This is a genomic window from Sphingobium sp. SJ10-10, from assembly GCF_036038995.2.
Lineage (GTDB): Bacteria > Pseudomonadota > Alphaproteobacteria > Sphingomonadales > Sphingomonadaceae > Sphingobium.
The window spans coordinates 2,355,229-2,380,487 of sequence record NZ_CP158132.1 but is presented as its reverse complement, the minus strand read 5'-3'; the positions used below and the strand labels follow the sequence as shown (position 1 = coordinate 2,380,487).

Annotated in this window: 19 protein-coding genes and 1 tRNA gene; 15 read left to right on the top strand and 5 right to left on the bottom strand. The window is 57.5% G+C overall.

The features are described from left to right. Positions 1–13: 13 nt before the first annotated feature. The gene (locus VVT58_RS11525; protein WP_327753100.1) at positions 14–2,794 is read left to right on the top strand and encodes a TonB-dependent receptor; all 2,781 of its coding nucleotides are present in this window, start codon (positions 14–16) and stop codon (positions 2,792–2,794) included. Between the two features lie 232 nt (positions 2,795–3,026). On the opposite strand, the gene VVT58_RS11520 is transcribed toward VVT58_RS11525, so the two are convergent. The 3 genes from VVT58_RS11520 to hspQ form a co-directional block, all read right to left on the bottom strand. Continuing rightward, positions 3,027–4,964, bottom strand: a complete 1,938-nt coding sequence (locus VVT58_RS11520; protein ID WP_405053739.1) for an OPT family oligopeptide transporter — start codon at positions 4,962–4,964, stop codon at positions 3,027–3,029. A 109-nt stretch (positions 4,965–5,073) separates the two neighbouring features. After that, the gene (locus tag VVT58_RS11515) at positions 5,074–5,865 is read right to left on the bottom strand and encodes a GDSL-type esterase/lipase family protein (RefSeq protein ID WP_327753098.1); all 792 of its coding nucleotides are present in this window, start codon (positions 5,863–5,865) and stop codon (positions 5,074–5,076) included. Further along, entirely contained in the window at positions 5,822–6,193 is a 372-nt protein-coding gene (gene hspQ / locus VVT58_RS11510; protein WP_327753097.1) for a heat shock protein HspQ, read from the bottom strand. Before hspQ ends, VVT58_RS11515 begins: the two co-directional genes overlap by 44 nt. Before the next feature lie 122 nt (positions 6,194–6,315). On the opposite strand from hspQ, the gene VVT58_RS11505 reads away from it, so the two are divergent. The 8 genes from VVT58_RS11505 (at position 6,316) to VVT58_RS11470 (ending at position 18,621) form a co-directional block, all read left to right on the top strand. Further along, positions 6,316–6,405, top strand: a tRNA-Ser gene (locus VVT58_RS11505). A 153-nt stretch (positions 6,406–6,558) separates the two neighbouring features. Further along, a complete protein-coding gene (locus VVT58_RS11500; RefSeq protein ID WP_327753096.1) occupies positions 6,559–7,881 on the top strand; it encodes a phage integrase central domain-containing protein in 1,323 nt (440 codons plus the stop codon). A gap of 295 nt (positions 7,882–8,176) precedes the next feature. Beyond that, positions 8,177–8,386, top strand: coding sequence for a helix-turn-helix domain-containing protein (locus VVT58_RS11495; RefSeq protein ID WP_327753145.1), 210 nt, complete (start codon positions 8,177–8,179; stop codon positions 8,384–8,386). Then, a complete protein-coding gene (locus tag VVT58_RS11490) occupies positions 8,386–11,130 on the top strand; it encodes a DUF499 domain-containing protein (protein WP_327753095.1) in 2,745 nt (914 codons plus the stop codon). The genes VVT58_RS11495 and VVT58_RS11490 overlap by 1 nt, the downstream gene beginning before the upstream one ends. After that, positions 11,130–12,119, top strand: a complete 990-nt coding sequence (locus VVT58_RS11485; protein ID WP_327753094.1) for a hypothetical protein — start codon at positions 11,130–11,132, stop codon at positions 12,117–12,119. Before VVT58_RS11490 ends, VVT58_RS11485 begins: the two co-directional genes overlap by 1 nt. 12 nt (positions 12,120–12,131) lie before the next feature. Next, the gene (locus tag VVT58_RS11480; RefSeq protein WP_327753093.1) at positions 12,132–15,335 is read left to right on the top strand and encodes a hypothetical protein; all 3,204 of its coding nucleotides are present in this window, start codon (positions 12,132–12,134) and stop codon (positions 15,333–15,335) included. Next, on the top strand, positions 15,332–15,832 hold the full coding sequence (locus VVT58_RS11475) for a hypothetical protein (RefSeq protein WP_327753092.1): 501 nt from the start codon (positions 15,332–15,334) through the stop codon (positions 15,830–15,832). Before VVT58_RS11480 ends, VVT58_RS11475 begins: the two co-directional genes overlap by 4 nt. Positions 15,833–15,843: 11 nt before the next feature. Then, a complete protein-coding gene (locus VVT58_RS11470; protein WP_327753091.1) occupies positions 15,844–18,621 on the top strand; it encodes an SNF2-related protein in 2,778 nt (925 codons plus the stop codon). Between the two features lie 186 nt (positions 18,622–18,807). Here the strand turns inward: VVT58_RS11470 and VVT58_RS11465 are convergent, their stop codons facing one another. Beyond that, positions 18,808–18,996 (bottom strand): AlpA family phage regulatory protein, encoded by a 189-nt coding sequence (locus VVT58_RS11465; RefSeq protein WP_327753090.1) that lies wholly within the window; start codon positions 18,994–18,996, stop codon positions 18,808–18,810. A 127-nt stretch (positions 18,997–19,123) separates the two neighbouring features. Continuing rightward, positions 19,124–20,623 (bottom strand): hypothetical protein, encoded by a 1,500-nt coding sequence (locus VVT58_RS11460; protein ID WP_327753089.1) that lies wholly within the window; start codon positions 20,621–20,623, stop codon positions 19,124–19,126. Positions 20,624–20,778: 155 nt separating this feature from the next. Here VVT58_RS11460 and VVT58_RS11455 point away from each other — a divergent pair, with 155 nt between their 5' ends. From VVT58_RS11455 to VVT58_RS11430, 6 genes are all read left to right on the top strand, one after another. After that, entirely contained in the window at positions 20,779–21,231 is a 453-nt protein-coding gene (locus VVT58_RS11455; protein ID WP_327753088.1) for a hypothetical protein, read from the top strand. A 96-nt stretch (positions 21,232–21,327) separates the two neighbouring features. Further along, positions 21,328–21,507, top strand: a complete 180-nt coding sequence (locus tag VVT58_RS11450; RefSeq protein WP_327753087.1) for a hypothetical protein — start codon at positions 21,328–21,330, stop codon at positions 21,505–21,507. A 148-nt stretch (positions 21,508–21,655) separates the two neighbouring features. Further along, positions 21,656–22,417 carry a division plane positioning ATPase MipZ gene (locus tag VVT58_RS11445; RefSeq protein WP_327753086.1) on the top strand — a complete coding sequence of 254 codons (762 nt, stop codon included), beginning with the start codon at positions 21,656–21,658 and terminating at the stop codon, positions 22,415–22,417. After that, positions 22,414–22,998 (top strand): hypothetical protein, encoded by a 585-nt coding sequence (locus VVT58_RS11440; protein WP_327753085.1) that lies wholly within the window; start codon positions 22,414–22,416, stop codon positions 22,996–22,998. The genes VVT58_RS11445 and VVT58_RS11440 overlap by 4 nt, the downstream gene beginning before the upstream one ends. A gap of 292 nt (positions 22,999–23,290) precedes the next feature. Then, entirely contained in the window at positions 23,291–23,614 is a 324-nt protein-coding gene (locus VVT58_RS11435) for a plasmid mobilization protein (protein WP_351999977.1), read from the top strand. Beyond that, positions 23,611–25,110 carry a relaxase/mobilization nuclease domain-containing protein gene (locus VVT58_RS11430; protein WP_327753082.1) on the top strand — a complete coding sequence of 500 codons (1,500 nt, stop codon included), beginning with the start codon at positions 23,611–23,613 and terminating at the stop codon, positions 25,108–25,110. Before VVT58_RS11435 ends, VVT58_RS11430 begins: the two co-directional genes overlap by 4 nt. Positions 25,111–25,259 lie beyond the last annotated feature (149 nt).

Sequence of the window (25,259 nt, the reverse complement as noted above, 5' to 3'; positions counted from 1 at the left end):
ACAGGGGGATATCATGCAGCATAAATTCGCCCGGCGCCGCGCCGGCGCCACATTCGTTCGCCTGAGCCTGGCATGCGGTATTGCGGGCTGGGCGCTGGCATCGTCCGACGCCATGGCCCAACCCGCAATGGCGGCGCCCGCCGCTGAAGAGGATATGGGCCAGATCGTCGTCACCGGCACCCGCCCGATCGCTGAATCCGAAGCCGCCGCTCTGGAAATCCAGAAGAACAGCGATTCTCTGGTCACGGTCGCCGCGTCCGATTCCGTGGGCCGCCTGCCCGACCAGAATATCGCCCAGGCCGCCAGCCGCCTGCCCGGCATCAGTGTCGAGCGGGATCAGGGCCAGGCCCGCTACATCAACCTGCGCGGCGCGCCCAAGACCTGGACCACCCTGTCGTTCGACGGCATCAATGTGGTCAGCCCGGAAGGCCGCGACGCCCGCTTCGATTCCATCCCGTCCGCCATCGCGGGCAAGATCATCGTGTCGAAGGCGGTGACGCCCGACATGCCGGGCGAAACGGTCGCGGGCAATGTCAACGTCATCACCCGGTCTGCCTTCGACTATGACGGCTTCCATCTGGCGGGCAAGGGCGGCCTTGGCTTTGCCGAGCTTGGCGACAAGCGGGAATATGAAGGGGCGCTGGTCGTTTCCAACCGCTTCCAGACCGGCATCGGGGAGATCGGCGTGCTGCTTTCGGGCAGCTATTATGAACGCAATATGGTCACCGACAATTTCGAGACCGACTATGAGCGGGTGGGCGCGCAGGATAGCCGTCCCGGCAACGAGACACGCTTCTGGGCGCACGAAGCCGAGAACAAGCTGTACCGGCTGACCCGCAAGAACTGGTCCGTATCGGGCCGGGTCGACTGGAAGCCGGACGCGCAGAACACGGTCTCGCTGCGTTCGATCTACACCATCTTCACCGACGACGAGGCGCGGGACAATTACCGCTTCGATCTGGACGACCGCCAGAGCGACGGCTCGACCTCCTCGGCGGCCTGCATGATCACGCCGAACGCGACGCCGACCAACAGCGGCTATGCCGATGTCTGCATCGGCAACACGCCGCAGCAGGGAACGGTCTACGGCATCGACATCCGCCAGCGCTCGACCCTGCGCGCCTTCCGCCAGTCGGTCTTCACCAACACGCTGGCGGGCGACCATGAATTCGCCGACGGCTGGAAGCTGAGCTGGATCGGCAACTACACCGAGTCGAAGGACGACCGTTCGGTCGTCGGTGAAGCGACCTGGGACAGCCCTAGCACGCGCAACCTGCGGCCGACCGTCGCCTATGATTTTTCCGACCCGAACCTGTCGCGCCTGACGCTCTACCGCACGTTGCAACTTGCCAGCCCGACGCGTTACACCGCCGGGGCGCAGGTCACGGACGTCGACAGCTTCACCAAGCCGCTCTCGGGCTTCACCGTGCTGGACGCGGTCGACACGACCAAGGCCTATACCGGCCGACTGGTGCTGGCGCGCGAACTGGAGCATGCCACGCTGAAGGCGGGCATCCAATATGACCGCCGAACCAAGGTCGCTGACGAACAGCAGATCACGCTGAGCGCCGCGCAGGCCGGGACGATCATGCCCACGGACTATAACCAGTTCTCGCTCGACCAGAAATTCCTGGGCGAGATCCCGATGGGCTACACCTTCCATTATTTCGACACGGACAAGATGCGCGCCGCGTCGAAGGCGGCGCAGGCGGCCTTCTCCTTCGCGCCCAACACCGGCAACAATTATGACGTACGGGAAGAAATTATTGCCGGTTACCTGATGGGCACCTTCCGCTACGACTGGGGTTCGGTCATCGGCGGCGTGCGCGTCGAGCATATCAAGAACCGCGGCTCGGCGGTCGGCACCATTGCGGGCGTCAGCGGCCTCGTCACGGCGGAAGCCACGCAGACGCTGGCCTTCCCCAGCCTGCACATCAATTACAATATCGACGACACGAAGAAGCTGCGCCTCTCCTTCAACAGCGGCGCCGCCCGCGCAGACTATGACCAGTTGCGTCCCAATGTCGTCGTCAACGACAGCAACGAGACGATTTCCGGCGGCAATCCGGCGATCAAGCCCGAGCGCGCCTATGGCGTCGACGCCTATTTCGAATGGTATCTGCGTCCGCAGGGCTATCTGATGATCGGCACCTTCTACAAGAAGATCGAGGATTTCCTCTACACCTCTTCACGCACTTTCAATTCGAGCGCGCTCAACAGCAACGGCATCGATCGTTCGGGCTACAGGTTCAGCGGCCTGGTCAACGGCGGTTCGGGCCGCATCTACGGCCTGGAAGCCGCCGCGCAGTTGCAGCTTGAGCCATGGACGGACAGCCTGGGCTTGCCCGAATTCCTCGGAGGCTTCGGCGTATCGGCCAATCTTACGCTTAATAATAGCAAGGTGAATCTGCCGGGCCGCACGCTCCGCCTGCCCGGCACGTCGGACTTCGTCTACAATATCGGCGGCTATTACGAGAAATATGGCCTGTCGATCCGTCTGCAATATCAGAACCGCAGCAAATGGCTGGATACGGTCGGTTCGCTGGCCGATGGCGGCGACACTTATTGGGACTCGGACGACGAGCTGGATTTCTCGGCGCGCTATGCGGTGACGAAGAATTTCGAAATCTATTTCGATGCGTCGAACCTGCTCAACCATCCGGGCCGCCGCTTCTCCGATCCGGGCAGCCTGCTGCGCGCGAGCGGCGTGCAGGCGCCCAACACCAGCAACCAAACGATCGAGTGGGAGCGCTTCGGCCGCCGCTATACGGGCGGCATCCGGTTCAACTTCTGATCCGGCGGAATGGGATTGAGAAGGGGGCTGCCTGGGGGCGGCCCCCTTTTTTATTGGATTCCAGGATGCATAGGATTTGGCCGAAAATCGTCAGTTGCGGATGCGTGAGTCCTCCCCTCCCCTTCAGGGGAGGGGATTGAGGGGTGGGGGCGTGCCCCACGCGCAAACTCGGCCTATGGGGCATTCCCCCACCCCAACCGCTCCCCTGAAGGGGAGGGGCTTAATGGCAGCTTCACCCCAGCGGGGCGCTAGCCCAATGCCTTAGCCTCCCGTAAAGCGCCGCAATCACGCCAAAGAAGGCGATCACCGAAAGCACCACAGCCCAGGGGTTCTCCGCTACCAAAGCCAGCGGCGCGTCGCTGTCTGTCGCCGCGACGATCCCCGCAAAGGCGACGCCGAACAGGCTTTCGCCCACGATGAAGCCGGTCGCCATCAGCACGCCCATGCGCTCGGCAAATTCGGGGTGGGACTGGCGCAGCGCCCAGCGGTTGTAGAAATGCCCAATCGCCGCGCCGACCGGGATCAGCAGGGTCAGCGCCATGGGCAGGTAGATGCCCATGCCGACCGCGAGCGGCGGCAGGCGCAGCTTGCCCGCCTTGCCCAGCGTCTCGTCAATGGCGACGACGACCACGCCGATCCCCGCGCCGAAGCCGATCAGCTTCCAGTCAAGATCGCCGCCCAGCACGCCCTTGGCCAGAGCGGAGATCAGTGCCGCCTGCGGGGCGGGAAGGGCGCTCGCCTTGGCGCCCGGCGCGCCCGCAAAGCCGAAGGCGCTGTTGAGCAGGTCCAGCACCGGCGGGATCACCAGGGCGCCAAAGATCACGCCGAGGACCAGAGCGACCTGCTGTTTCCAGGGGGTCGCGCCGACGAGCTGGCCGGTTTTCAGATCCTGCAAATTGTCGTTGGAGATGGTCGCGACGCCGAAGACGATCGCGGTCGTGAACAGGGCATAGGCGATGAGCGCCTGGCTTTGCTTAGGGTCGCCGCCCGAGCCGTAGATCGCCGCGAGGATCAGCGAGGCGCCCAGCACGGCGAGGATGCCGACGCCGGAAATCGGGCTGTTCGACGCGCCGATCAGGCCCGCCATATAGCCGCAGACCGAAGCGATGACGATGCCCGCGACCAATATATAGGCCAGCGTCAGCGCAATGATCGGCACGGGGTTGAGCGCGATCGGTCCGCCCTGCGCGAACACCCAGAGCAGGATGGCGATGGGAATGAGCGAAGCGAGGATGGTGCCGCCGACGATGCCGATCGGCAGATCGCGCTCGGTGATGTCGAGCAGGCCTGCATTGCCCGCCTTGCGGACCTTGGCGGCGGCGAGGGCGGAGCGGATGCCGCTGATGATGGGGCCAAGGATCTTGAGCAGCGTCCAGATCGCCGCCACGCCGATCGTGCCCGCGCCGATGAAGCGCGCCTTCATGCGGAAGGTGGTGCCGACCAGTTCCGAAAGGTCCGCGCCTGCGGGAAGCGGGGCGGTGAGATAGGGGACGAGGCCGACCCAGCTTATCAGCAGGCCGAAGAACATGGCGACGCCCACCGACAGGCCGACCAGATGGCCGACGCCGATCAGCGCCATGGAAAAGCTGGTGGAGACACTGGAGGCGCCCGCGCCGAATTTGAAGAAGGTGGCGGCTTCCTCCGCGATCAGCCTGGTCTTGGCGAGGATCGCGAAGGCGGCGGCAGCGACCGAACTGGCGATGATGGCGGCAAGGCCGCGCTTATTCTCCTCCAGCCCTTCGCGGGAGCCTGCGCCCACTTTCAGCACTTCGGCAGCGGCCACGCCCTCGGGATAGGGCAGGTCGGAGCCGGTAACGAGCGCGCGGCGAAGCGGCACCGAATACATGACGCCCAATATGCCGCCCAGCGCGATGGTGAAGGCGCTGAGCCAATAGGGGAAACCCTGCCACCAGCCGATGATCACCAGTCCCGGCAGCACGAAGATGATCGCGGACAGCGTGCCGGCGGCCGAGGCAATGGTCTGGACGATGTTGTTTTCCAGGATCGTGCCGGTCGCGAACAGCCGCAGCACAGCCATGGAAATGACGGCCGCCGGGATGGAGGTGGCGAAGGTCAGGCCGATCTTCAGCCCCAGATAGACGTTCGCCGCGGTGAACAGCAAGGTGATCAGCGCGCCCAATATCACGCCGCGAAGCGTCAGCTCCGCCATGGGGGCCGCCTTGGCCGAATCACTTGTCACTGGTCTGTCCCCTTGCCTGCGGCTGTTTTATCAACGTCCGGTAATAATGTTGCTTGAGCGTGGATCAATCGGAAAGTGCTCAGGAAGGAGAAGTGGGCTTGAGATCGGCGGCAACGGCCTCGTCCAGATAGGCGTCGACCAGCTTGGTCCAGAGCGTGTAGCCGCGAGGGTTCATATGCAAGCCGTCGGGACGGAACAGCGATGCATCGGGCAGGCCGTCAGCCGCCAGCAGCACGCGGCCGACATCCAGATAATCGAAGCGGGTCACGCGCGCCCGCGCCGCCACGGTCATGTTGACCGCCGCCATTTTCGGCCAGAGCGTCCAGCGGATCGGGCTGGGCTTCAGCGACAGATAGGCGATATGCGCCTTGGGATAATCGGTGCGAAGCTGCCTCAGCAGGGTCAGGATATTGTTCGCGACCTCGGCCGGGGCGGCTCCGGCGGCCAGATCATTTTCCCCGACATAGACCAGGATGGAGCGCGGCTTGGCCTTGGGCAGCAGGCGCTTGTAATAACGCAGCACATCCGGCGTGGTCGCGCCGCCAAAGCCGCGATTGACCGTGCCGACATCCGGAAAACTGCCGCTTATGTCCCACAGGCGGATGCTGGAACTGCCCAGGAACAGCGTGGCGTCGGTGACGGCCGGTCCCGCCTCATTGGCCTTGGCGAAGGCCTCGATCTCTCGCGAAAAGGGAAAGGCGGGATCGGGATTGACCTTGAGCGCCGATGCTGGAAGCGCCGATGCCGGCGGCGCGGCCTGCACCAGTCCGCCAGGCGCGAGCAGCAGGGCGAGCCCGAGCAGCGCCCGGCTCGCCTGGATGCCGCCCTTAATGGCGATGGAGCGGGCGTAGCTGATATTTGCCGTTCGCATAGGTGCCGAACATGTCGGAAATGGCGGGATGGTCGACAGGTTCCTCGCTGTCGTCCGCGATCAGATTCTGCTGGCTGACATAGGCGACATAGCTGCTTTCGTCATTCTCAGCGAGCAGATGGTAGAAGGGCTGGTCCTTGTCCGGCCGCGCCTCTTCGGGAATGGCCTGATACCATTCGTCGCTATTGGCGAAGACCGGATCGATATCGAACACCACGCCGCGAAAACCGAAGCGCAGGTGCTGCACCACGTCACCGATGCTGAAGCGGGCGTGGACGATCGGCGGGGCGGTAACATCGGGTCCGAAAATCTGATTCATGTTGTTCATATGACGCAATTTAGGATGCTTGCGGTACGAAACAAGAAAAATGCTCGCCGCTGCTTGGCAAGGTGGAAATCATTCGCTAATGGCCGCCGCTCGACCGGGACGGCACGCGCCGGACCTTCTGCGGAGAGGTGGCAGAGTGGTCGAATGCACCGCACTCGAAATGCGGCGTGCCGGCAACGGTACCGAGGGTTCGAATCCCTCCCTCTCCGCCACTTAAGCATCCGATCGGATCCAACAGTATCCATAAAAGCCCGTATTAACGGGATTTTAGGCGATTCGCGTGTCCAAGCGCATCCAGCGATATCCAGCCCAAGCCAGCGGCATTTGGGGGCATTTTGGGGGCATCGAATAGAGGATTTGGGGGCATGCTGACTGACGCTGCAATTCGCAAGGCGAAGCCTAGGGACAAGGACTACAAGCTTGCCGATTCCGGGGGGTTGTATCTGTTCGTAACGAAAGCCGGCCACCGCAGCTGGCGGCTCAAATACCGTTTCGCAGATAAAGAGAAGCGCCTCGTGTTGGGAAGCTACCCCGATCTGTCCTTGGTCGAGGCTAGGGACATGCGGGATGACGCCAAACGGATGTTACGGGACGGCCGCGATCCGGTGATCGAGGCGAAGAAGCGCAAGCTCGCCAACGTGGCTCAGATGGAGAACACGTTCGAGAAGGTGGGCAGGCAATGGTATGCCGATCAAGTGGCTCGCTGGAAGCCGGTCCACGCCGCGGATGTCATCACGAGCCTAGAGCGAGATATTTTTCCTGCCATCGGTGGGCTTCCGATAACCGACATCGATGAGCCTCTACTCCTCGCCACACTTAAAAAAGTTGAAGCGCGAGGGTCTATAGAGACCTCTCATCGCTTGCTACAGCGGTGTTCAGCGATATTCAAATACGGCAAGGGTCTTGGTGCGTGCCGCGAGAATCCTGCCGCTGATATGAAGGTCAGCCTGAAGGCCGTTCCCCCTGCACGCAGGTGGCCCGCGCTGACTGAGATGGATGAGATTCAGGCATTGATTCGTGCGGTTGATTGCTCGGCCTCCCATCCGATTACCCGTCTCGCATCAAGAATGATGGCGCTGACCGCTCAGCGGCCAGGGATGATTCGAACCGCGCCGTGGAGCGAGTTCGAAGGCATCGATTGGGATAAGCCAGATGAGCTTGCGGACAGGCCGCTGTGGCGTATCCCAGCTGCCCGCATCAAGCTCATGCTGGTACTCCGTGAAGATGAGGTGTTCGAGCATATTGTCCCGCTTTCGCACCAAGCTGTGGAGGTTCTGCGTGTCGCCCGTCTCCTTTCGGGTCGCGGCCCTTTGGCATTTCCTGGGGCGCGCAGCGGCTTGGAACCGTTGAGTGAAAATGCCGTCGGATATTTGTACAATCGGATCGGCTTCAAGGGGCGGCACGTGCCGCATGGATGGCGCTCGTCCTTCTCGACCACAATGAATGGCCTTGTGGAGCGATCGCATCCTGGTGCAGATCGTCTCCTGATCGATCGGCTCATCATCGACCTTATGCTGGCACATATTCCAGCTGGGATGTCAGGCAGTGAGCTGATCTACAATCGTGCCGCGTATATGGATCGAAGGAGAGAGCTGGCGCAGCAATGGGCAGACATGATCATGCAGGGTCAAGCTTCGGCGACCCACCTTGTGGGAGGGCCCCGGAGGTCACGGTCTAACACGCGCTAGTCTTAGAGCCAAGGATCGCTATTTGTGGAATCTCCGATTACCCTGAAGGAACTCGGATTTTGTTTAAACAGTAAAGCTGCTGGCACTGCGTCGGCGGCATATATCCGCCGTCGGCGCCTCGTCTCCTGCCCATAATGCTGCATTGATTTGCCGCTTTCAGCGATTGCTTCTCAGTCAGCTAAGCCACCGATTGTAACAGCTTAGACGGACAAGCTGCCTTAGGCTGTGTTCCATCAGGCTAGCAATTTTGAAGATTCTTGAATATTTTACCGTAGGGTTGCGCGAGAGGTCCACAGTGACCGACGAGATTTTGACTATCCGGGAAGTTGCCATCTTTCTGAAGGTGACAGAGCGGACGATTTATAGGCTTGCAGCGGAGGGCCAAATCCCTTCGTTCAAGGTGGGCGGCTCATGGCGCTTCCAGCGAACGGACCTTCTCCAGTGGATGAGGGATCAATCGCCGGAGCAATTTGACCGTCGGCCAGATGGGGGGAATGGCGAGTAATGTTGGGTTTGACGCTTCGGGAAGAATTTCGCAGCAAGCGCCTCAAGGGCACAGCGATCGAGCTTTCTAATGATTCCAACACCGGCGCCACCCAGATCGCCGCTCAGGAATTTCTCAATATCACTTATCCCACGCACGATCTGCTGAAGGGTATCGACGCGGTTGGTCCCGGCAAGGGCAGGCCCGTGGTCGTGATCGGCGAACGCGGCCTGGGTAAGTCGCACTTGATGGCCGCGTTGTATCATGCCGTCACTGATCCTGCTTCAACGCAAGCTTGGCTCACTAACTGGTCCCACACTCTGGGAGAACCCGGCCTTGCCTCCATTGGCCTGCGTGACGGCATGGAGGTGATTGGTGAGAGTCTTCACCGCCAAAGATACAAATTCCTGTGGGATCTTCTCTTCGACCGCCATCCCCACGGCACTTACATCAAGGGCAAGTGGGAAGGGATGGGATCGTCCAAAACGGACATTCCTTCGGATCAGCTCATTGTCGAGATGCTCGAAAAAGCGCCGGCCATGCTGCTGCTCGATGAGTTTCAGACCTGGTTCGACGGCCTGACCAACACCAAGCAATATCCTTGGAAGGTATGGGCGTTCAATTTCATCCAGATTCTATCGGAAATCGCCAAGGAGCGACCCGATCTCCTCGTGCTGGTTATCTCTGTCCGAAACGGCAGCAGCGACGCATATCAGCAGGTGCATCGAGTTAACCCGGTGGCGATCGACTTCCAAGCTGGCGGGAATGCAGAGCGAATCCAGCAAGATCGCCGGAGGATGCTGCTTCATCGGCTCTTCGATAATAGGTTGCAGATTGCCGATGGCACAATCTCCAGCCTCATAGACGCCCATGTTGCGGAGAATTTCCGCCTTCTCGACGTTCCTCCGGCTGAACAGGATCGCAAGTTGGCAGAATACAGGGAATCCTGGCCTTTTGCGCCGCACCTTTTGCGTCTCCTTGAAGAGCAAGTGCTGATCGCCACCGACGCGCAGGAAACGCGCGACATGATCCGCATTCTGGCGAACCTATATAAAAGCCGGGGCGAAACGGTTCCGGTGCTGACTGCGGCTGACTTCCGATTGGACGACGATGCTTCAGGCATCGGCGCGCTTCTCGATTCCGTTTCGAACGAGCATCACCGCACGCTGCGCGCGAAGGCCCAGCAGAACATCATATCGGTTACGGAGGCCGTCTCCAGCCACACCAGCTTCTTGCCACATTTGCAGGAAATCATTGGCGCTCTCTGGCTTCGATCCATCGCGGTCGGCAATCTTGCCGGTGCTGAGCCGGCAACCCTTCAACTGGACATAACCCGCGCCAATGCCGTTGACGACAATGCGTTTCAGGCGGAATTGGCCACCATCGTTGAGAACAGCTTCAACATCCATCAGGATGGCCTGCGTTTGGTTTTCCGCGAGGAAGAGAACCCACGCGCGAAACTCATGGCGTGCGCCCGTAATGATAAGCTGTTCACAGACGGATCAGATCAAGTCCAGCTCGCCAAACAGATACGATATGTCATCAGCGGTTCCGACGATGTGGCAAAGCAGTATCGAGTGATCGCGTTGCCGCGTTCGTGGCAGAGCGATCCTTGGTCGTCATTAGAGGAAGCCGAGCATCCCGACCGCTGGGACGACAGGATTCCGGTTCTCGTCCTTCCAGAAGAACCCGAAAATCTGCCGCCGATGCTCGGCCGCTGGCTGAAAGATCACCTGCAAAAGCGCCGCAATACGGTCAGATTCTTGCTGCCAAAATCTGGTTCGCTCAATGCCTTCCAGGATCGCGACCTGCTCATACTCGCGCGTGCAGAGATGAAGGCACAGGAATGGAGCGGGCAAAGCCCTGAATATAAAAAGCTTCACACCGAATTTCAGAATGCGCTGCGCGATATTCTCAGGAAGCGCTTTGACCGCTTCGCTGTGCTTCATCGCTGGAATTTCGCTGAGCCAGCGCAATGCCTGTTCAGCGTTGAAACACTCAAAAAGCAAGGCGCACAGATACCTGAATCGATCGAAGAAATTCTCATCAATGATTTGTTCGTGCCGGAGGATTTCGAGGCGCTCGTTCTGGAAGCCGCCGCAGACAATTCTTCGGTCGGCAAATTGCTGAAGGAGCTGCAAGAACCGCGGCCCGCTGGTCAGGATTGCATTCCATGGCTGGGGGAGACGGCGATGAAGGAGCGCATCGTCCGTCTCTGCGCTCGTGGCAAGATCGCCATCAATCTTCGCGGGATGGAGCTATTGCAGGCTCAATCCGGCGAGGACGACGAAAGCGCGTGGAAGCGTCTTCGTCCTAAACTCTCATTCACAGGGCGGCAGCTTGACGAAATTACGTTGATGCTGCCTTCGGCCGCTCCATCGACTGGCGGAAGCGCGCCAGCGCCCACGGCAGCGCAAACCGAGAGTCCCGCCGGTGGCGGTCTGTTCGACGCACCTTCCGACCAAGCGCCATTTAGTCCCGAAGGATCGTCCCCCGTGTCATCGGACCCAGGGGCGCCGACCAGTATTTTCGGCGGATCGACAAGCCAATCAGGAGCGAAGCCGAGACTGCCGCTCAGCACGCCGGCGACCTCACCGCTCAACTTGATCGGTAAACTGGAAGGGTGGGGCATAGGCCCGGCCACCAAGGTCGCGGACGTGGCCATCAAGGTATCAGCGGCCAACGGCGCCCAGCTCAAAGAGCTGCTTAAAAAGCTGCCCGATGGCATGACCTTCGAGATCAGCCTTGAGCGGGAGGACGACTGATGGCGCTCGATGCCGCCATGCTGACGGGCTTGGTCGAAGGCTCCGATGAGGAAGCTTGGCGCGTCATCATCAACCATGCGATCGACATAGCCGCTAAGCCCTTGCTACCCGAAAAAAGCACCGGCGAAGTCATAAGGCGGGAAAGGGAAATCGGCCTTCTCGATCATTTCCTTTCGTCCTCTGCGTGGGATCTCTGGCAGAATTTTGGTTCCGCCGTCGAGCGGACTTCCGACCGCTTGGTGCGGTGGTGGTCCGAGCCCTACAGTGCCAAAGCAATTCTTATCTTGGACGGCCTGTCGTTACGCGAGCTGCCGTGGCTTCTGCAAGGCGCGGAGCAGCACGGCTTCACGCTGCACAACGTCTCAGCCTTCGCTTCTGAATTGCCCGGCGAAACCAACGAATTTGCGCGCTCTCTCGGTTTTGGAAGCCGAAGCCAGTTGCAGAACAATGGGGGAGGGGGAGCGCACCGGCTGCAACAGACCGCAACCGAAACGGTAGATATGCCGTGGAAGGACTGCGAAGCACTGATAACGGCGGCCCAAAATTGGGTCTTCTGGCATCACTGGCCCGACAGCAAAATCCATGATGGGGCTGTAGCGGGCCAAGGGCTAGACACCTTAACTCGCGATGCCGCAGATCAGCTCACAAGCGCAGATTTCTGGTCATTTGTCGAACATCTTGCAACAGGTCGTCGCCTCGTCATCACCTCCGACCATGGCTATGCAGCGACCGGCTATTTTCCCGATGCGGAGGGGGAAGTTAGCCAATATCTCAAATCCACCTTCTCCAGCGGCAGAAGCGCAAAGGGGCAGGGCGAGACTGGTCCATTCGTTCCGCCGGTTGCGATGCAGATTGCAGGTCCGCACGGCGACCATCGCCTCGCTGTTGGCCGATGGAAATGGAAAAGCCCTGGCGGCTACCCGACACTCACTCACGGGGGACTCTCTCTGCTTGAGGTGCTGTCGCCGTTTGTCGAAATTACAAAGTAAGGACTGCCGCTAATGGCATCGAAGAAAGAACTGCTTGGGCAGGACGTTACGAAAGCGGTTGGCGCAGGAAAGATCGTCGCTCTCGAAACTGTCGATTTTAATGATCCTGCGCGTCCCAAAACCTGCCTTGAGGTAGATTTTCCAATCCTACCGGTGAATCAGGTCGCGATCATTGAGGGTAACGCTGGGAAGCCAATCTATCAAATGTCAAAGTGGTGGGCGAGGCGCCGTTCGAGCGTGTTTCGCTCCATGCTCATTGCCGCTGCTACCAAAGCGCCCGATGACCCATCCCACGCTTCTCGGCACGTTTGGGACAATTATTACGCCAACCATCAAAAGAAAGGCGCTTTCAAGAATTTGAAGGTTGCTGACGTGTTCATGGGGGGTGGGACCACGCTTGTCGAAGGCTCTCGCCTGGGTATGAACATGGTGGGGAACGATCTGAACCCTGTTGCCTGGTTTGTGGTAAAGCAGGAACTGGCCGACGTTGATCTCGACAATGTACGGTCACTTATCGCTGACATTGAATCTGAAGTTAAGCCGAAAATAATTCCGTACTATTATTGCGACGGACCTAACGGCGAAAAGGGTAAATGGACGCAGATTTCAACAAACAAAGTGATGCCTGTTGATTTCGACCCTTTAACTCTCAATGTCGATCAACGCAGCGACTACAGATATGATGGTCCAGAGGCCATCTATACATTCTGGTCGAAGCATGGCCCCTGTCAGGTTACAGGATGCGGCCATCGCACCCCCATAATGACCAGTCCTGTTATAGCCGTGAAAACCCTGACAGTCAGGCATTGGGAGCGTAAATGCGGTCATTGCGGGACTGGCTTTCACGTTGAAGAAGAAGCTGCACGCATGGCCCCGGACGTGCCGCTATATGTTGCGCCTTCGGAGTATCCATATTCGATACTCGACCGCAAAAAGGGGGCGATCTGCCCATCGTGCGGCAAGGCAGAACTGGCAAACCTCGGAAAAGGCTCGAATAAAAAGGTTTCTCTTACTCTCCTTGTTCACCCCCATTGGCTTGCCGGGAGTGCAAAGCGCGACGCAGATGGTCAGCCAATGGGTGGGTCAGCGCAGGATGAGCTTGCATCGACCATTCGATGGAATGATGCGCGAGCGGCCCAAATCGAATTGCTGGAGGTTCGTGGCGAGTTACCCGATGTCGTAACCTGCCCAAATTCTGGCGTCAGTTTTGCTCCTCAAAAGGGCACTGTGCCAAAAAAGTCCCATTATACTTGCGGTGCATGTGGCACTGTTCAAGATGTTCTCGACACCATCAAGGCATCTGGCAAAACCGGCCCAATGGCAGGTTATGCCGTGCAGGCATATTCCCCGGATCGCGACAAATCGGGCGCACCTTATGGGGGTCGCTTCTTCGCCCCATTCGATCAAAGGCAAGCTGCTCAATATGATGCCGCGCTGACCGAATGGGACGAACGCAAAGATGGGGATTTGGCCCCATACTGGCCTCGATCGGAGCTGCCATACGGCTTTATGACGCATCATCTACAAGGCGGCGTGCCCAACCATGGCTTCACGCATTGGTGGACGATGTTTAATCCCCGCCAGCTTCTCGTTCATACACAGCTTTTAAAAGCAATCGCAACCGTCGGTGACTACGATTGGGATGTGCGCGAATATGTGTTGGGTGCATTCCAAAACTATCTACGTAATCAGAGCATGTTTTCGTTTTGGCACGTGAAAAAGGATCATTTTGTTCCGGCCCTATCGAATAACAACTTTCATCCGAAATCAACTCTGATTGAGGTCGGAGTCTTTTCGCCTATGGGCTATGGGCCATGGTCTTCTACCGTCCCCCCCATAGTTGAGGGACGCGATTGGGCCATTAATCCTTGGGAAGCTGTCAGCGCAGAAGGGCTTTCACGGACGAACAGCGAACTTGGATCGAAAATACCTGGAAAAAGTCAGAAGGTTTATCCCGGTGATGCGGTTCGACCGGCGCGACAGACTTGCGGCTCATCTACGGACCTAAATTTTCTTTCCGATAACAGTTTCGATCTTGTCGTAACTGACCCTCCCTTTGGCGGCCTACTTCACTATTCTGAACTTGCAGATTACTTTTATGTTTGGCTTAGGCTTGTTTTGAAGGATCGCTATCCCGAATATTTTTCAGGTGAATATACCCCGAAATCATTGGAGGCGGTCGCCAACAGCGCGCGTGAACCAGAAGATCCTGATGGTTTTTATAAGCGCTTGCTTACCCAATGCTGGCGTGAGGCGCATCGTATCTTGAAGCCGGGAGGCATCCTAACTTTTACGTTTCATCATAGTGAAGATGAGCCGTGGGTTGCGGTTCTTGAGTCGTTGTTCGACGCGGGTTTTTATTTGGAAGCAACCTACCCCATTCGCTCTGACGAGACGAAGGGTGACGGTGAGTTTGGCTCCAAGACTATCGAATATGACATCATTCACGTTTGCCGAAAGCGAACCGAGGAGCCGACGCCGGTTAGCTGGGGTCGGATGCGGCGTGAGGTGATGGCAGACGTTCGACAGTTGCAGGCTATGCTGGAAAACCACGCCAAAGAGGGACTTCCTGCCGCCGACATACAGGTCATCCGGCGCGGCAAGGCGCTCGAATATTTCTCCCGCCACTATGGCCGCGTATATGTTGACGAGGATCGTAGCATCTCCGTCAAAGAGGCGCTCGTCGGCATAAATCAGCTCATTGATGAGGATGCCGACAAAGGGAAAGAGTCGCCCCCGGTCAATGCGGAACCCATAACGCGGCAGTTCCTTCGGACCTTTGGCACGGCCGTCGAGATGAAACGTGACCAGCTCCAGAAATTCCTCAAGGGGTCGATAACGACGCCTGACGAGTTTGAGCAGCGGGGTTGGTGTTCGGAAAAGAGCAAGGTTTTCACACGGGTTGATCCGCTCTCTTTTGCGCGGGATTGGTCGGGCCGACACAAGCGCCGGCTCACCTCCGATCTCGACCAGGCCCTTGTTCTGATAGGCTCATGCTTTGATGGAAGCGGTATCAACGCCTCTGACACCCTCAAGAATGAGAATTTCAAGCCGCATGTAGCGTTGAAGCCGCTCCTCGAATGGCTTCAGCGCAACGGTCCTGACGCAAAAAACCGAAATGCAGCCTCCGTTGCTTTGACGATCTACAACAGTTGGGCGGCAACCCAAGCGGTCAAGCCCCAGCAGGGATCGCTGTTTGAGGAGTATGAAGTTTGAAACATACCCTCGACACGGTATGGCAACGCCGCGGAACAAGCTGGATTTGGGACGAAGAGGCCCGCAACCAGGTCTGCACGGCGGGGGAGGTTTGGAGCCTGCGACAGTTTCTCCGGTGCGCGGGAAACTGGCCCGATGATCTTCCCAGCAATATGAACAACACACTGGTCGTCGCGGGCTTGGACGGGTGCCTCGACCTCCTGACACCGAGCGATGCGGAAGCGTGGTTGGGCGATACCGTCAAGCACGCCATTCTCTCATTCCAATCTCATTATGAGAGCGAGGCTGCGCTGATCTTCTGGCTTCCGTCGGGCCAAGGTCGGATCAAATTACACCCGGCTACGGATTCGATCGATTGGCGCTGCGCAGCTCCACACTCTGACCATTCCCTGGCGTTTGGCCGTATCCTCTGGGGCGAGGCGAACGAGTATCCTCAAGAAATTCTGCTGCGGGAAGGTGCCAAGCCCGCAGGTCTTTTCCATTTGCGCATCACCTGATGAGGTCCGGCGTGGAAGCCTTGCACCAGTTCCGGCCCGGCGAACGAATTACCCATCAGGAGTTTGGTCAGGGCGTCGTTCTTGAACCGGCTCATGACGGCTATCTGCGTGCCTTCTTCAGCGCGGGCGAGCGCAGAGTTTCGCTCTCGACGGTGCGGGCTGAGCTATCTCGGACTGAACGTGTCCTGCGGTCAGTAGATAGCGGAGACGAACGCGCTCGCCGGGCCTGGCTGTCATTTGAGGCTCAGACGCTACCCATTATGGAAAGTGCTTCGGCGCTCACCTCCGCGAAAATTGACCTGCTGCCTCATCAGGTCGTGCTAACTCATCGCGTTGCGACAGCCTCACCAAGACGGTTCCTAATCGCGGATGAAGTTGGCCTAGGTAAAACTATCGAAACTGCGCTGGTTCTGCGTGAATTGGCAAGTCGTGGAGAGCTAGAACGGGCATTGATGATTGTTCCTGCTGGCCTCGTGAATAATTGGCATCGCGAATTGAATGAGGTGTTTAATTTAGATTTCGAGGTTTTTGGCTCGGAAGGCGATATTACCGATCGAAAAACTAACGCATTTGCCAAGCATGATCGGCTAATTGCCAGCATCGACACACTCAAACGCCCTGCTCGCATCAAACGCCTTTTAGAAGCACAGCGCTGGGATCTCGTTGTTTTTGACGAGGCCCATCATCTGACCGCGCATCGTGTCGGTGGGAAGGTCCGTAAAACCGAGAATTATAAGCTCGCTGAGGCGTTGAAAGACCATGCCCGCGATCTGCTGATTTTGTCGGCCACGCCGCACCAAGGCAACCATTTCCAGTTTTGGATGCTGATCCAGCTTCTCAATCCGACGCTTTTTAATGCGCCAGATGAGATGATCGAACATCGGCATCGACTGAATACCGTCATGTTCCGGCGGACTAAAGCCGATGCCTGCCAACCTGACGGCTCCCCCCTATTTGCGCGTCGGTGGGTTCATACCGAGTCCTTTCTCATGAATGAGGCGGAACGGCATTTTTATGAGAAGCTCAGAGAGTATCTGGAAGACGGCTTCAATTTGGCGCGACGCCAGGGCGGGAAAGGCCGCGCCTTGGGCTTCCTCATGGCAATTTTCCAGAAGATCGCGGCATCAAGCTTTGCAGCGGTGCGACGGACGCTAAAACGCCGCCTTCTGATGCTCACGCTCCACGAGGCGCATCTTCGTGATAGGGACATGGATATTGAGGGCCGGGAGCGCCTGCTGGATGAGGCACGTGAACTGCTTCATGGCGAGTTCAACCTTGCGCACGATCCGATCGGGCGGAGTGAGGTCGATCGCATAATCGCTGATCTGAAATATCGCCTTGTGAAAAAGCTCGATGAAGAAGCTTTGGAAATGGCCTCCGATCCCTACGCGAGCGAGTTTTCAGCCATGCACGCTGAGGAAGCTGCGGCGGCAGTCGTGGACCTTCACCTCCCCGAAGAACGGCTTCGGATAGACGATCTCCTCCAAGCATTTCCGCCCCAGCGCGAAACCAAGGCCCAGAAATTGCTTGACGGCTTGGGCACGCTCTGGCGGCAAAACCCTCAAGAGAAGATAGTGATTTTCGCTACTTATCTCGGCACGGTGGACCTGATCGCGCAGGAGATTGAGCGTGCGTTCCCCGGTCAGGGGGTTGTCGTGCTGCGAGGCGGCGACCACGGGGCAAAGGCCGCAGCGGAGCGAAAGTTCCGGCAGAAGGATGGCCCTCGCGTCCTCGTTTGCACCGCTGCGGGGCGAGAAGGCATCAACCTTCAGTTCGCCCGTATCCTCTTCAATTTTGATTTGCCCTGGAACCCCATGGATTTGGAACAGCGGATCGGCCGCATCCATCGCTATGGGCAAAACCATACCGCTCAGGTCTACAACCTAGTGCTGTCAGATACGATTGAAGGTCGGATCTTCCTGCTCCTCGATGAAAAACTTGCGGAAATCGCGCGCACGGTAGGCAAGGTCGATGACCAAGGAAATGTCGCCGAAGATTTGAGGGCGCAAATCCTTGGCCAGTTGTCTGAAAGGCTAAACTATGACCGCCTATACCAAGAGGCTTTGTCCGATCCTGAGCTAAAGCGCACGCACGTTGAGCTTGAGGCCGCATTAGCGAACTCACGCGAAGCGCGAGAGGTCGTTTTCGATTTATTCCAGGATTTGGATGGGTTTAGTCTCGATGACTACAAGCCGTTCTCTGACATATCATCGAGTATGGATCGGCTCGTTCAGTTCCTTAGACGGAGCGTTGAGGATCAAGGCTCGACCCTGCGACCAACTGGCGCGGGCACTTATGTGTTGGAAGCCAAGGGCGCGCCCGCAGTGCAATTCACGACCGATCGAGACACGGCTAGCGCCTCAGACGGTGTGCAATTGCTGGGGCTGGATCATCCCATCATACATAATGCCTTGGATCGCTGGGCCAATCTTCCCCCCGAAGAAATTGGGCTTTCGGTGACGTCGGCAGAGGTGGATAAGCCTTCTGTTCTGTCGCTATGGAAAGTCACCAGCTCCACAGCAAGCGGCGAGCGCAGGGTCATCATGCAGCCGATCGCAGTCGGGGCAGACGGGACGCGCATTCCGGCTATCGAACGGCAGCTTGACCGCTATTGGCAAGCATCACCGTCCCCGCGCTCGCTCTCTGTCGAGCAGCGTATCGAGCTGTTTGCGACAGCAGTCGAGCCTACGCTACAAAGAGAACTTCGCCACAAGGGAACCGTCAACGCGGACGGGAGCTACGCGGCTGAACTTGTCGGCTACATTGAAATTTGTCCGTCGAATTTTTAGTGTTGATCGAGCGCAGGTTCGCAGGTTCGCTTGGTATAGCAACAAGCTTCTATATTTGTTGGAAAAAGCAATTTTCTACCATGCTGGCTCGCAGCGATATTCAATCTCAGATCTGTCGTCGGATCGGAGCGTGCGCTTTTTACCGAATGGGTGAATGGACGTTGATAGTATTGGTCTAACTGTTTCTTACGTCGGGTTGGTACACCACTCGTTTATCTCCTCTTCGCGCCAAGCGGCGCAGTTGCGCGAGATTTGAATTTGTGCCGGAAAGGAGCCAGCGCCTATTTTGTTGTACAACGTCGATCTCTTTAGCCCTGTCCGGCGCATGACTTCTGGAAGCCGCAGGAATGTTGAATTGGCTCCGCTCGTCGGCATCTTCGGCCCCGATGACGTCCCATATGACATGCATATGGGAAGGATAGCGGAGATGAGGCATTGCCGCTCTTTGGCGGGAAGATGGCTAAGTGCCTGTGCCAAGCTCGACACCAACTCCGCTACGTCGTCAGAATCGGCTCGGTGCGCGCGGATTGCTGCGCGAGCGGCGGACAATTGAGTATTTATTGCGCGGGCGTTGGACATGCCTAACCTTAGGCTCGGCCATGGCGCACTTCGCGGTAGATGATGGCAAATTTAATCCCAAGCGGTAGTCAGGCAACAAATCCAGCTCTTGCACTCCCACCAAGCCTATCGTGTCGGCGAGCGGCACAGTGCCTCGACTAATCGCACTTTTCATCGGGTAATCTCGCTTTGCATCCTTTAGCAGGGATATGCCGGCCACGTTGCCATCTTTCTCATGCGATTCCATTTGTTTTAACAGAGCGAGAGCATCTCCATTCGAGCTAAATCCTGTACCGGCTTGATCATCCTTCAGGATCAGTGTTCTAATAACGAAGAGAATTGCGGTGGCGTCCTTCTGCCTCTTGGCGGGCAAATCCGCCGTTAGCCATGCTTGAAAAGCGATCTCTCGTCGATTTGCATTGATCGATGTCAGATCTCTTTTTCTTCTCGATAAGTTAATTAGCCGGTGAGCGGCAAAGGCGATTTGAATCCCCGCGCTTACACCAAAAAAATAAGTAGATGCAGCTGTACTTTTGAATCTATCGCTTCCATGTTTCGGGGAAGCCTTAAAAGCTGGATCGGCTTTTACTTGGACAAGGTATTCTTTCATTTCGACGAAAAAGTCGTATATCTCTTTGCTGATATGACCGAAGCTCTCGTCGTGATCGATCTCGGAAATTCCTAGAGAACTTGCAGTTTGTTTCGCAAAGCTTTCATCGAATCTTTGAGCGAGCACGGGAGGTTGCCCCCGAAGCATTGGAAGCTCGTAAATTTTTCGTCTATTTTGCTCAAACCGATAGACATACGCATTGACGATGTCGAACACGAGGTCAAACGCAGCACGTTCCGTCACGTCAGTGTAGCCGAAAGGTAAAAATTTGCCCGCATCCAAAGCGACGGCTCGTGCTGCAATAAGTTGCATTTCGAACATCGAATAAAGCACCAGCAGGTCCGCAATGGACGAGTTCACCCGGGCCAGATGTTCTCCAGGCAACGCTGAAATTTCGATTGAATTTAGAGCGTCTTCTAAATTCCCGCTAATTATATCGACAAATAGCAGCGGATCTTTTTCACGAATCTTGATAAGATTTGATGCCAATTCCGGCAGCTGAATCTTTAAAGCTTTAGCAACAAGGTCCCGGCCCTCCGCATGAGGGCAGGCACATAGCATGTGGTTCAAAACATTGATAATGTGGTCTTGGCTTTTGTCCTCAAGGCTGAGGGCGAGATCGCGTGGCATTCGGATGCGATGGTCCATCAGGTGTCCGATGGGTAAACTAGCAAGATCCGTTTCTGTGAACAGGCGAGCTAGATACTGTTGTCGATCCATCCCATGCGTCTGACCCCGCAGCACGACGTCCCTCGCCATTGCGCGGATCATCTCCATGTCCACCGGTTCGCTTCCAAAGCCGCGCGGGAAAAAATCTGAAAGATCTTCGAACATGTATTTTTGCTCCGGTGGATTGGATCCAACCCCGTGGAGGAAGACCCTAAAGGTCTGATTAAAAATCGAATCGTATACCGCGCGGCGTTCCTCGATTCCTGTCTAACATCGTCCTCATCGAGCCACTGTGGTTCGGTTTAGATGAGGACGTAAAGATGACTAACGATGAAGCGGAGCTCGGCGCGGAGGTCGCGCGTGAGTTGCTGGCAGATCGCGAATTGCTTGCCGCGCCCCAGGTAGCGGCCGCCCGGTTCGTGAAAGCGCTACTGGCGGCGAACCCTCGGGTGAAACTGCCCGCGATTGTCGCCAACCAGAGGGCCAAGGATTGGATGGAGGCTGCGCGCGTTACGCCGTCGATCCTCCGTGAGGCGCTAGCTGCTGGTCGCAAGGAGTTGAAATCGGCTAGCGCTGAAACAGCGCTGAAAAGGCCAAAGAAGCGCCAGAAGTATGCGCCCGTCGACGCCGAGCCGGTCTCGACGCGAAATCCGCGGCAGCAAACCGCTTCGGGGACTTCAGTCCCTGCGGACGCGAGGAGCGCTCACAGCGTCATTGCTCCCAAGCGCGCACCTCACGCTGATCTCTACAGTGACGTGATGGTGCCGAACTAACTCTCCTTTCTAAAGCTTTTCATAAAAATGGCGGGCGCCTTGATCGTGTCATCTGCCCGCATCTTTTCGAAATGACGCCCAACAGGACTCAAAATCGTGACCATGATTATCGATCAAAATGCTGCCAATCACCGAGAGCTACATGCCGTTGAAGGTACTTCTGTGATCTTCGTCACCGGAGGCAAAGGAGGCGCAGGTAAGTCATTAAAGGCCTTAAACTTTATGCGTTTTTCTCCCACTAACCGGCCACAGGCTCCCTCGCAGAAATGGCGTTGAAAGCTCCGGCAAGCGCAGACTAGCTAGCGTATAACCCGCGCCGGCATGGATTGAAGAACTGCCGCCAGGCGCTCTGCGCTTCCGTCAAGAACGCTCATCAACTCGATCAGCGACCTACATTGATCAAATTTTTCGAGGAGTGCACGTTATGTCTGCAAAGACAGGATCAATTTGCCCTGAATTTCCGCCACTCGCGACTTCACCGCCTGCGCCTATCATTGTCGTCAATGGCGACAAGGGCGGAATCGGCAAATCTCTCATTGCGCGTATTTTGGCCGCATTTCTCCGGTCAGCCGGCTACCTTGTCATCGGCTTCGATTGCGATGCGCGCAATGCGCATTTGGATCGATATTATCGTAGCGTCATGCCCGTAACGAGGGCTTATCTTCGCCATACGGATGGTTGGGGACTGCTTCTTGATGGGTGGGAGAATTCCCCTTCAAACGCCGTCCTCCTCGTCGATATGCCCGGGAATATCGGCGACGCGCTGGAACGCGAGATGCACCGGGTGAATCGGGCCGTAGCAAAGCTCAATCGCGACATTTTGCATGTTTGGGTGATTGATGAGGAGCAGGACGGAATCACCCTGTTGAACCGCGTCAAAGATTTCGCGCCTCCAGAGCAAACTCTGATCGTGATGAACGGTCGGTTCGGTGACAGTCCCCGGTCATTTGTATTGTGGCACGAGTCCGAACTGCGTGACGAAATGCTTGCGGCTGGAGCGTCGGAAACGTTCATCCCGGCGCTGCAAATTCGGCCTCGTACGAAGATCGCCCGCGCACGTTGCCCGTTCGATGATTTGTCGATGTTGACGCTTAGCGTGTCCGAACAGGTCGACTTTGAGCTGTGGTGGGACGATCTCACCCGGGCCTTTCGTCCGTTTTGCGAACAATCGGGGTTGGTCCTATGAGGCAACTTGTCGAACAGATGTATCGTGACCTGTTGGAGCGCGAAGCAAGTTCCGAAGATTACGTCAAAATGGAAAAATTTCTCCGACGCCTTCCTGCGGGAATGCGGGATTCACCGGGTGTTCTTGCTGAGATAATCTTTCGGTTAGAACATATCCGCCAGATTGATGAAGTCGTCCAGCGGGCCTCATTCGAGGCGCAACAGACCGTTCATCGAGACCTACCAAAACGAGTTGAGAAGGCAGCGGAAACTGCCTTCTATACCTTTCGCGATCTGATGCCAGTCGATAGTCGAGATGCCATGGCGCGCCTCTATCGCTGGGGTGCATTTTGGATGCTGTTCGTCTTGATCTCTGGCTTCATCACTGGCGGCGCCGGCACCAAATGGTGGCTCTCACGTCCGGAAATCCGCCACCACGCAATCTCGGAAATCAATTTCAACCACTGCATTGATGCCACCTTCGGTGCAGCAGTGATCAAACTGCAGAGCCAGGGCAATGCTGCGGATTATGACGCTGAAAAGTTCCGCAGCGATTCTCGCATTTGTGCGGCAGAGTACGCCGATCGTCTCGCAAATCAGTAGTTAGAGGCCTGTGAGCTCAACGTTGTTGGGCTGACAGGCGCTTCCCTCCGCCTTCGGCTGCGTCCGCAGATGCCTGCGGGCTTAAGTTTAATGTGCTTTCAAACTAACGCGGGAGGAAATTAGCCAGGGCTGGCCAACGACTACCGCGCATCCGGGCGCTGGACGTCAGCTCTGTCGCGTGCCGCTCTGTCGCAGCCGTCGTCGTGGCCGGACCTGGCCGGGGAGGAGCGTTGCCCTCCCCTGGACCCCTCCCTCCGTGACGTACGAAACCCTTGTTTCTGGAGAAAATGAAATGACCCATCGCTCAGGCAGCGAGGTTCGAGTGCGCACCGTCGTGCTTCCGACGCGCTGGTCTCCTACCGAGTACGATCTCCTGCAGGAAATCGCAGAACATTCGGATGTCTCCGCTGCCGAGGTGCTCCGCCGCCTCGTGCGGCAATCGCACCCGCAGTTGATCCCTTCCCGCAGCCTTGTTCATGATGTTCGGCGCATCGGCCAGAACATCAATCAGATCGCGCGTCACGCGAATACTGCGCGTTCAGTCGAGCTTCTCGATGCGCTGCAATCCGCATATGCCGATTTGCTCGACGCTATCCGCCGGATGCTTGCGTCGTGATCCCCGCAATCAGCTGGGGGCGAAATTTCGCCGGCCTGGAGATCTATCTTGTCAAAAACCGCGATCACGAGATCCTGGAGCTGCGAGAAGTCTCATCGCTGCAAAACGCATCCGCCGAAATGGCCCTGGTCGCTGAACAGGCGCCTCGGGCCACAGCGGTCGTGATGCACATTTCGCTCTCTGCAGCCCTCTGCGACGGCCGGCTCTCCGACGAAACCTGGAAGCAGATAATCGACGCTGTGCTCGCTGAATTTAACCTTAGCGGCCACCAGCTGATTGCCGTTCGTCATCGTGACAAAGGCTATGACCATATCCACCTCATGATCTGCACCGTGTCGCCCTTAACGTTTAAAACACCTGAAAAGCAGCTGTTTCTTGCACCACATGCACGAACGAAAGGGGTTCCTTCGTTCGCACTCAAAAAGGAGCAGGTCGAGCAGTTGCCCGCGAAGGATATCGTCAAGCGCTCCTTCAATCAGTTCGCGCTCTATCGGTTGCAGGACCTTTGCCGCTTGATAGAGAAGCGGCTCAACCTCCGCCAACTGCGTACCCACCTTGAGATGGACGGGGCCCGGGAGGTTGGTCCCTCGCGTCGTACCAAGGCTGCGCATGAACATCGTGCGAACAGAACTGGAGAGCAGTCTCTTCTCGAAAGGGCGGACGCGATTCGCGCAGCTCTGGATATGCGAAGCTGGGACGCAGCTGGACGAGCCCTTGCTGCCATCGGTGTCGGGTTCGAAGCTGCTCTACGGAAAAGGAAAACGGCATCCCCCAAGATCGTCGGGCTGACGCTCTACGATCTGCGCAGCGCCAACAACCGCATAAAGGCCTCCGATCTGGATACCGCGCAGCGCAGGTTTGGCTTACTTCAGATTGAAAAGCGGCGGCCTTCAGACGCGATTTCGTTTGAGCGATGGTGGCCGGAGAATGCCGATTACCTGCGCATCTACCCGGAGGTGAAGGTCGACGAGGTTAAGCCAGATCGGACAGAATTCGAGGCGTACCGGGCGCAGCATTTCGAAGCGCGCCGGCTTGCGCGTCTGGAGCGAGAAAAACGCAAACGTGAGCATCGGGCGAGGCGCAAGGCTCTGTCACAGCAGCTGACGAAACAGCGCAAGGAAGAGGCTGCACGTCTACCTCCTTCGGAACGACGATCGTTCAGCGTTGTTTTCACGAAGAGCGTGCGGCTGCCTCAGCTCAAAGCGGTGGATGACGAGTATCGGGCCCAAGTAGCAGAACTGCGGCTACCGCGGCTAATGAGCTTTGCAGGCTTTATGGCACTAAGGGCATCCGAAAAGGCGGCGACGCAGGGGCAGGGCTCGGTATCTCAAGAACAACCCTCAATCAGACCGATCACAAGGAACCCTGTTGCGGAACCGACAGCACGGTCCGGTGTGCAAACTCAACTTGAACCGAAGCCCCAGAATGAAGAGGCTGATCCCGACTTCGATCTTCAGCAGGCTTGGCTGGACCAGCAATCAGGCCGGTCGCGTTGAGTTTCTAATCGATACTCGGCGGCCCCGCTCGCGGGCGGCATCATCAAACATCGTTCGCGAGCGCGGCCGGTCTGCGACCATAAATGTCGCAGACCGGTCCGAGTTGCTCAGCTCATGTGAAGGGCATGGAAAGTTAACAAAAAAACCGT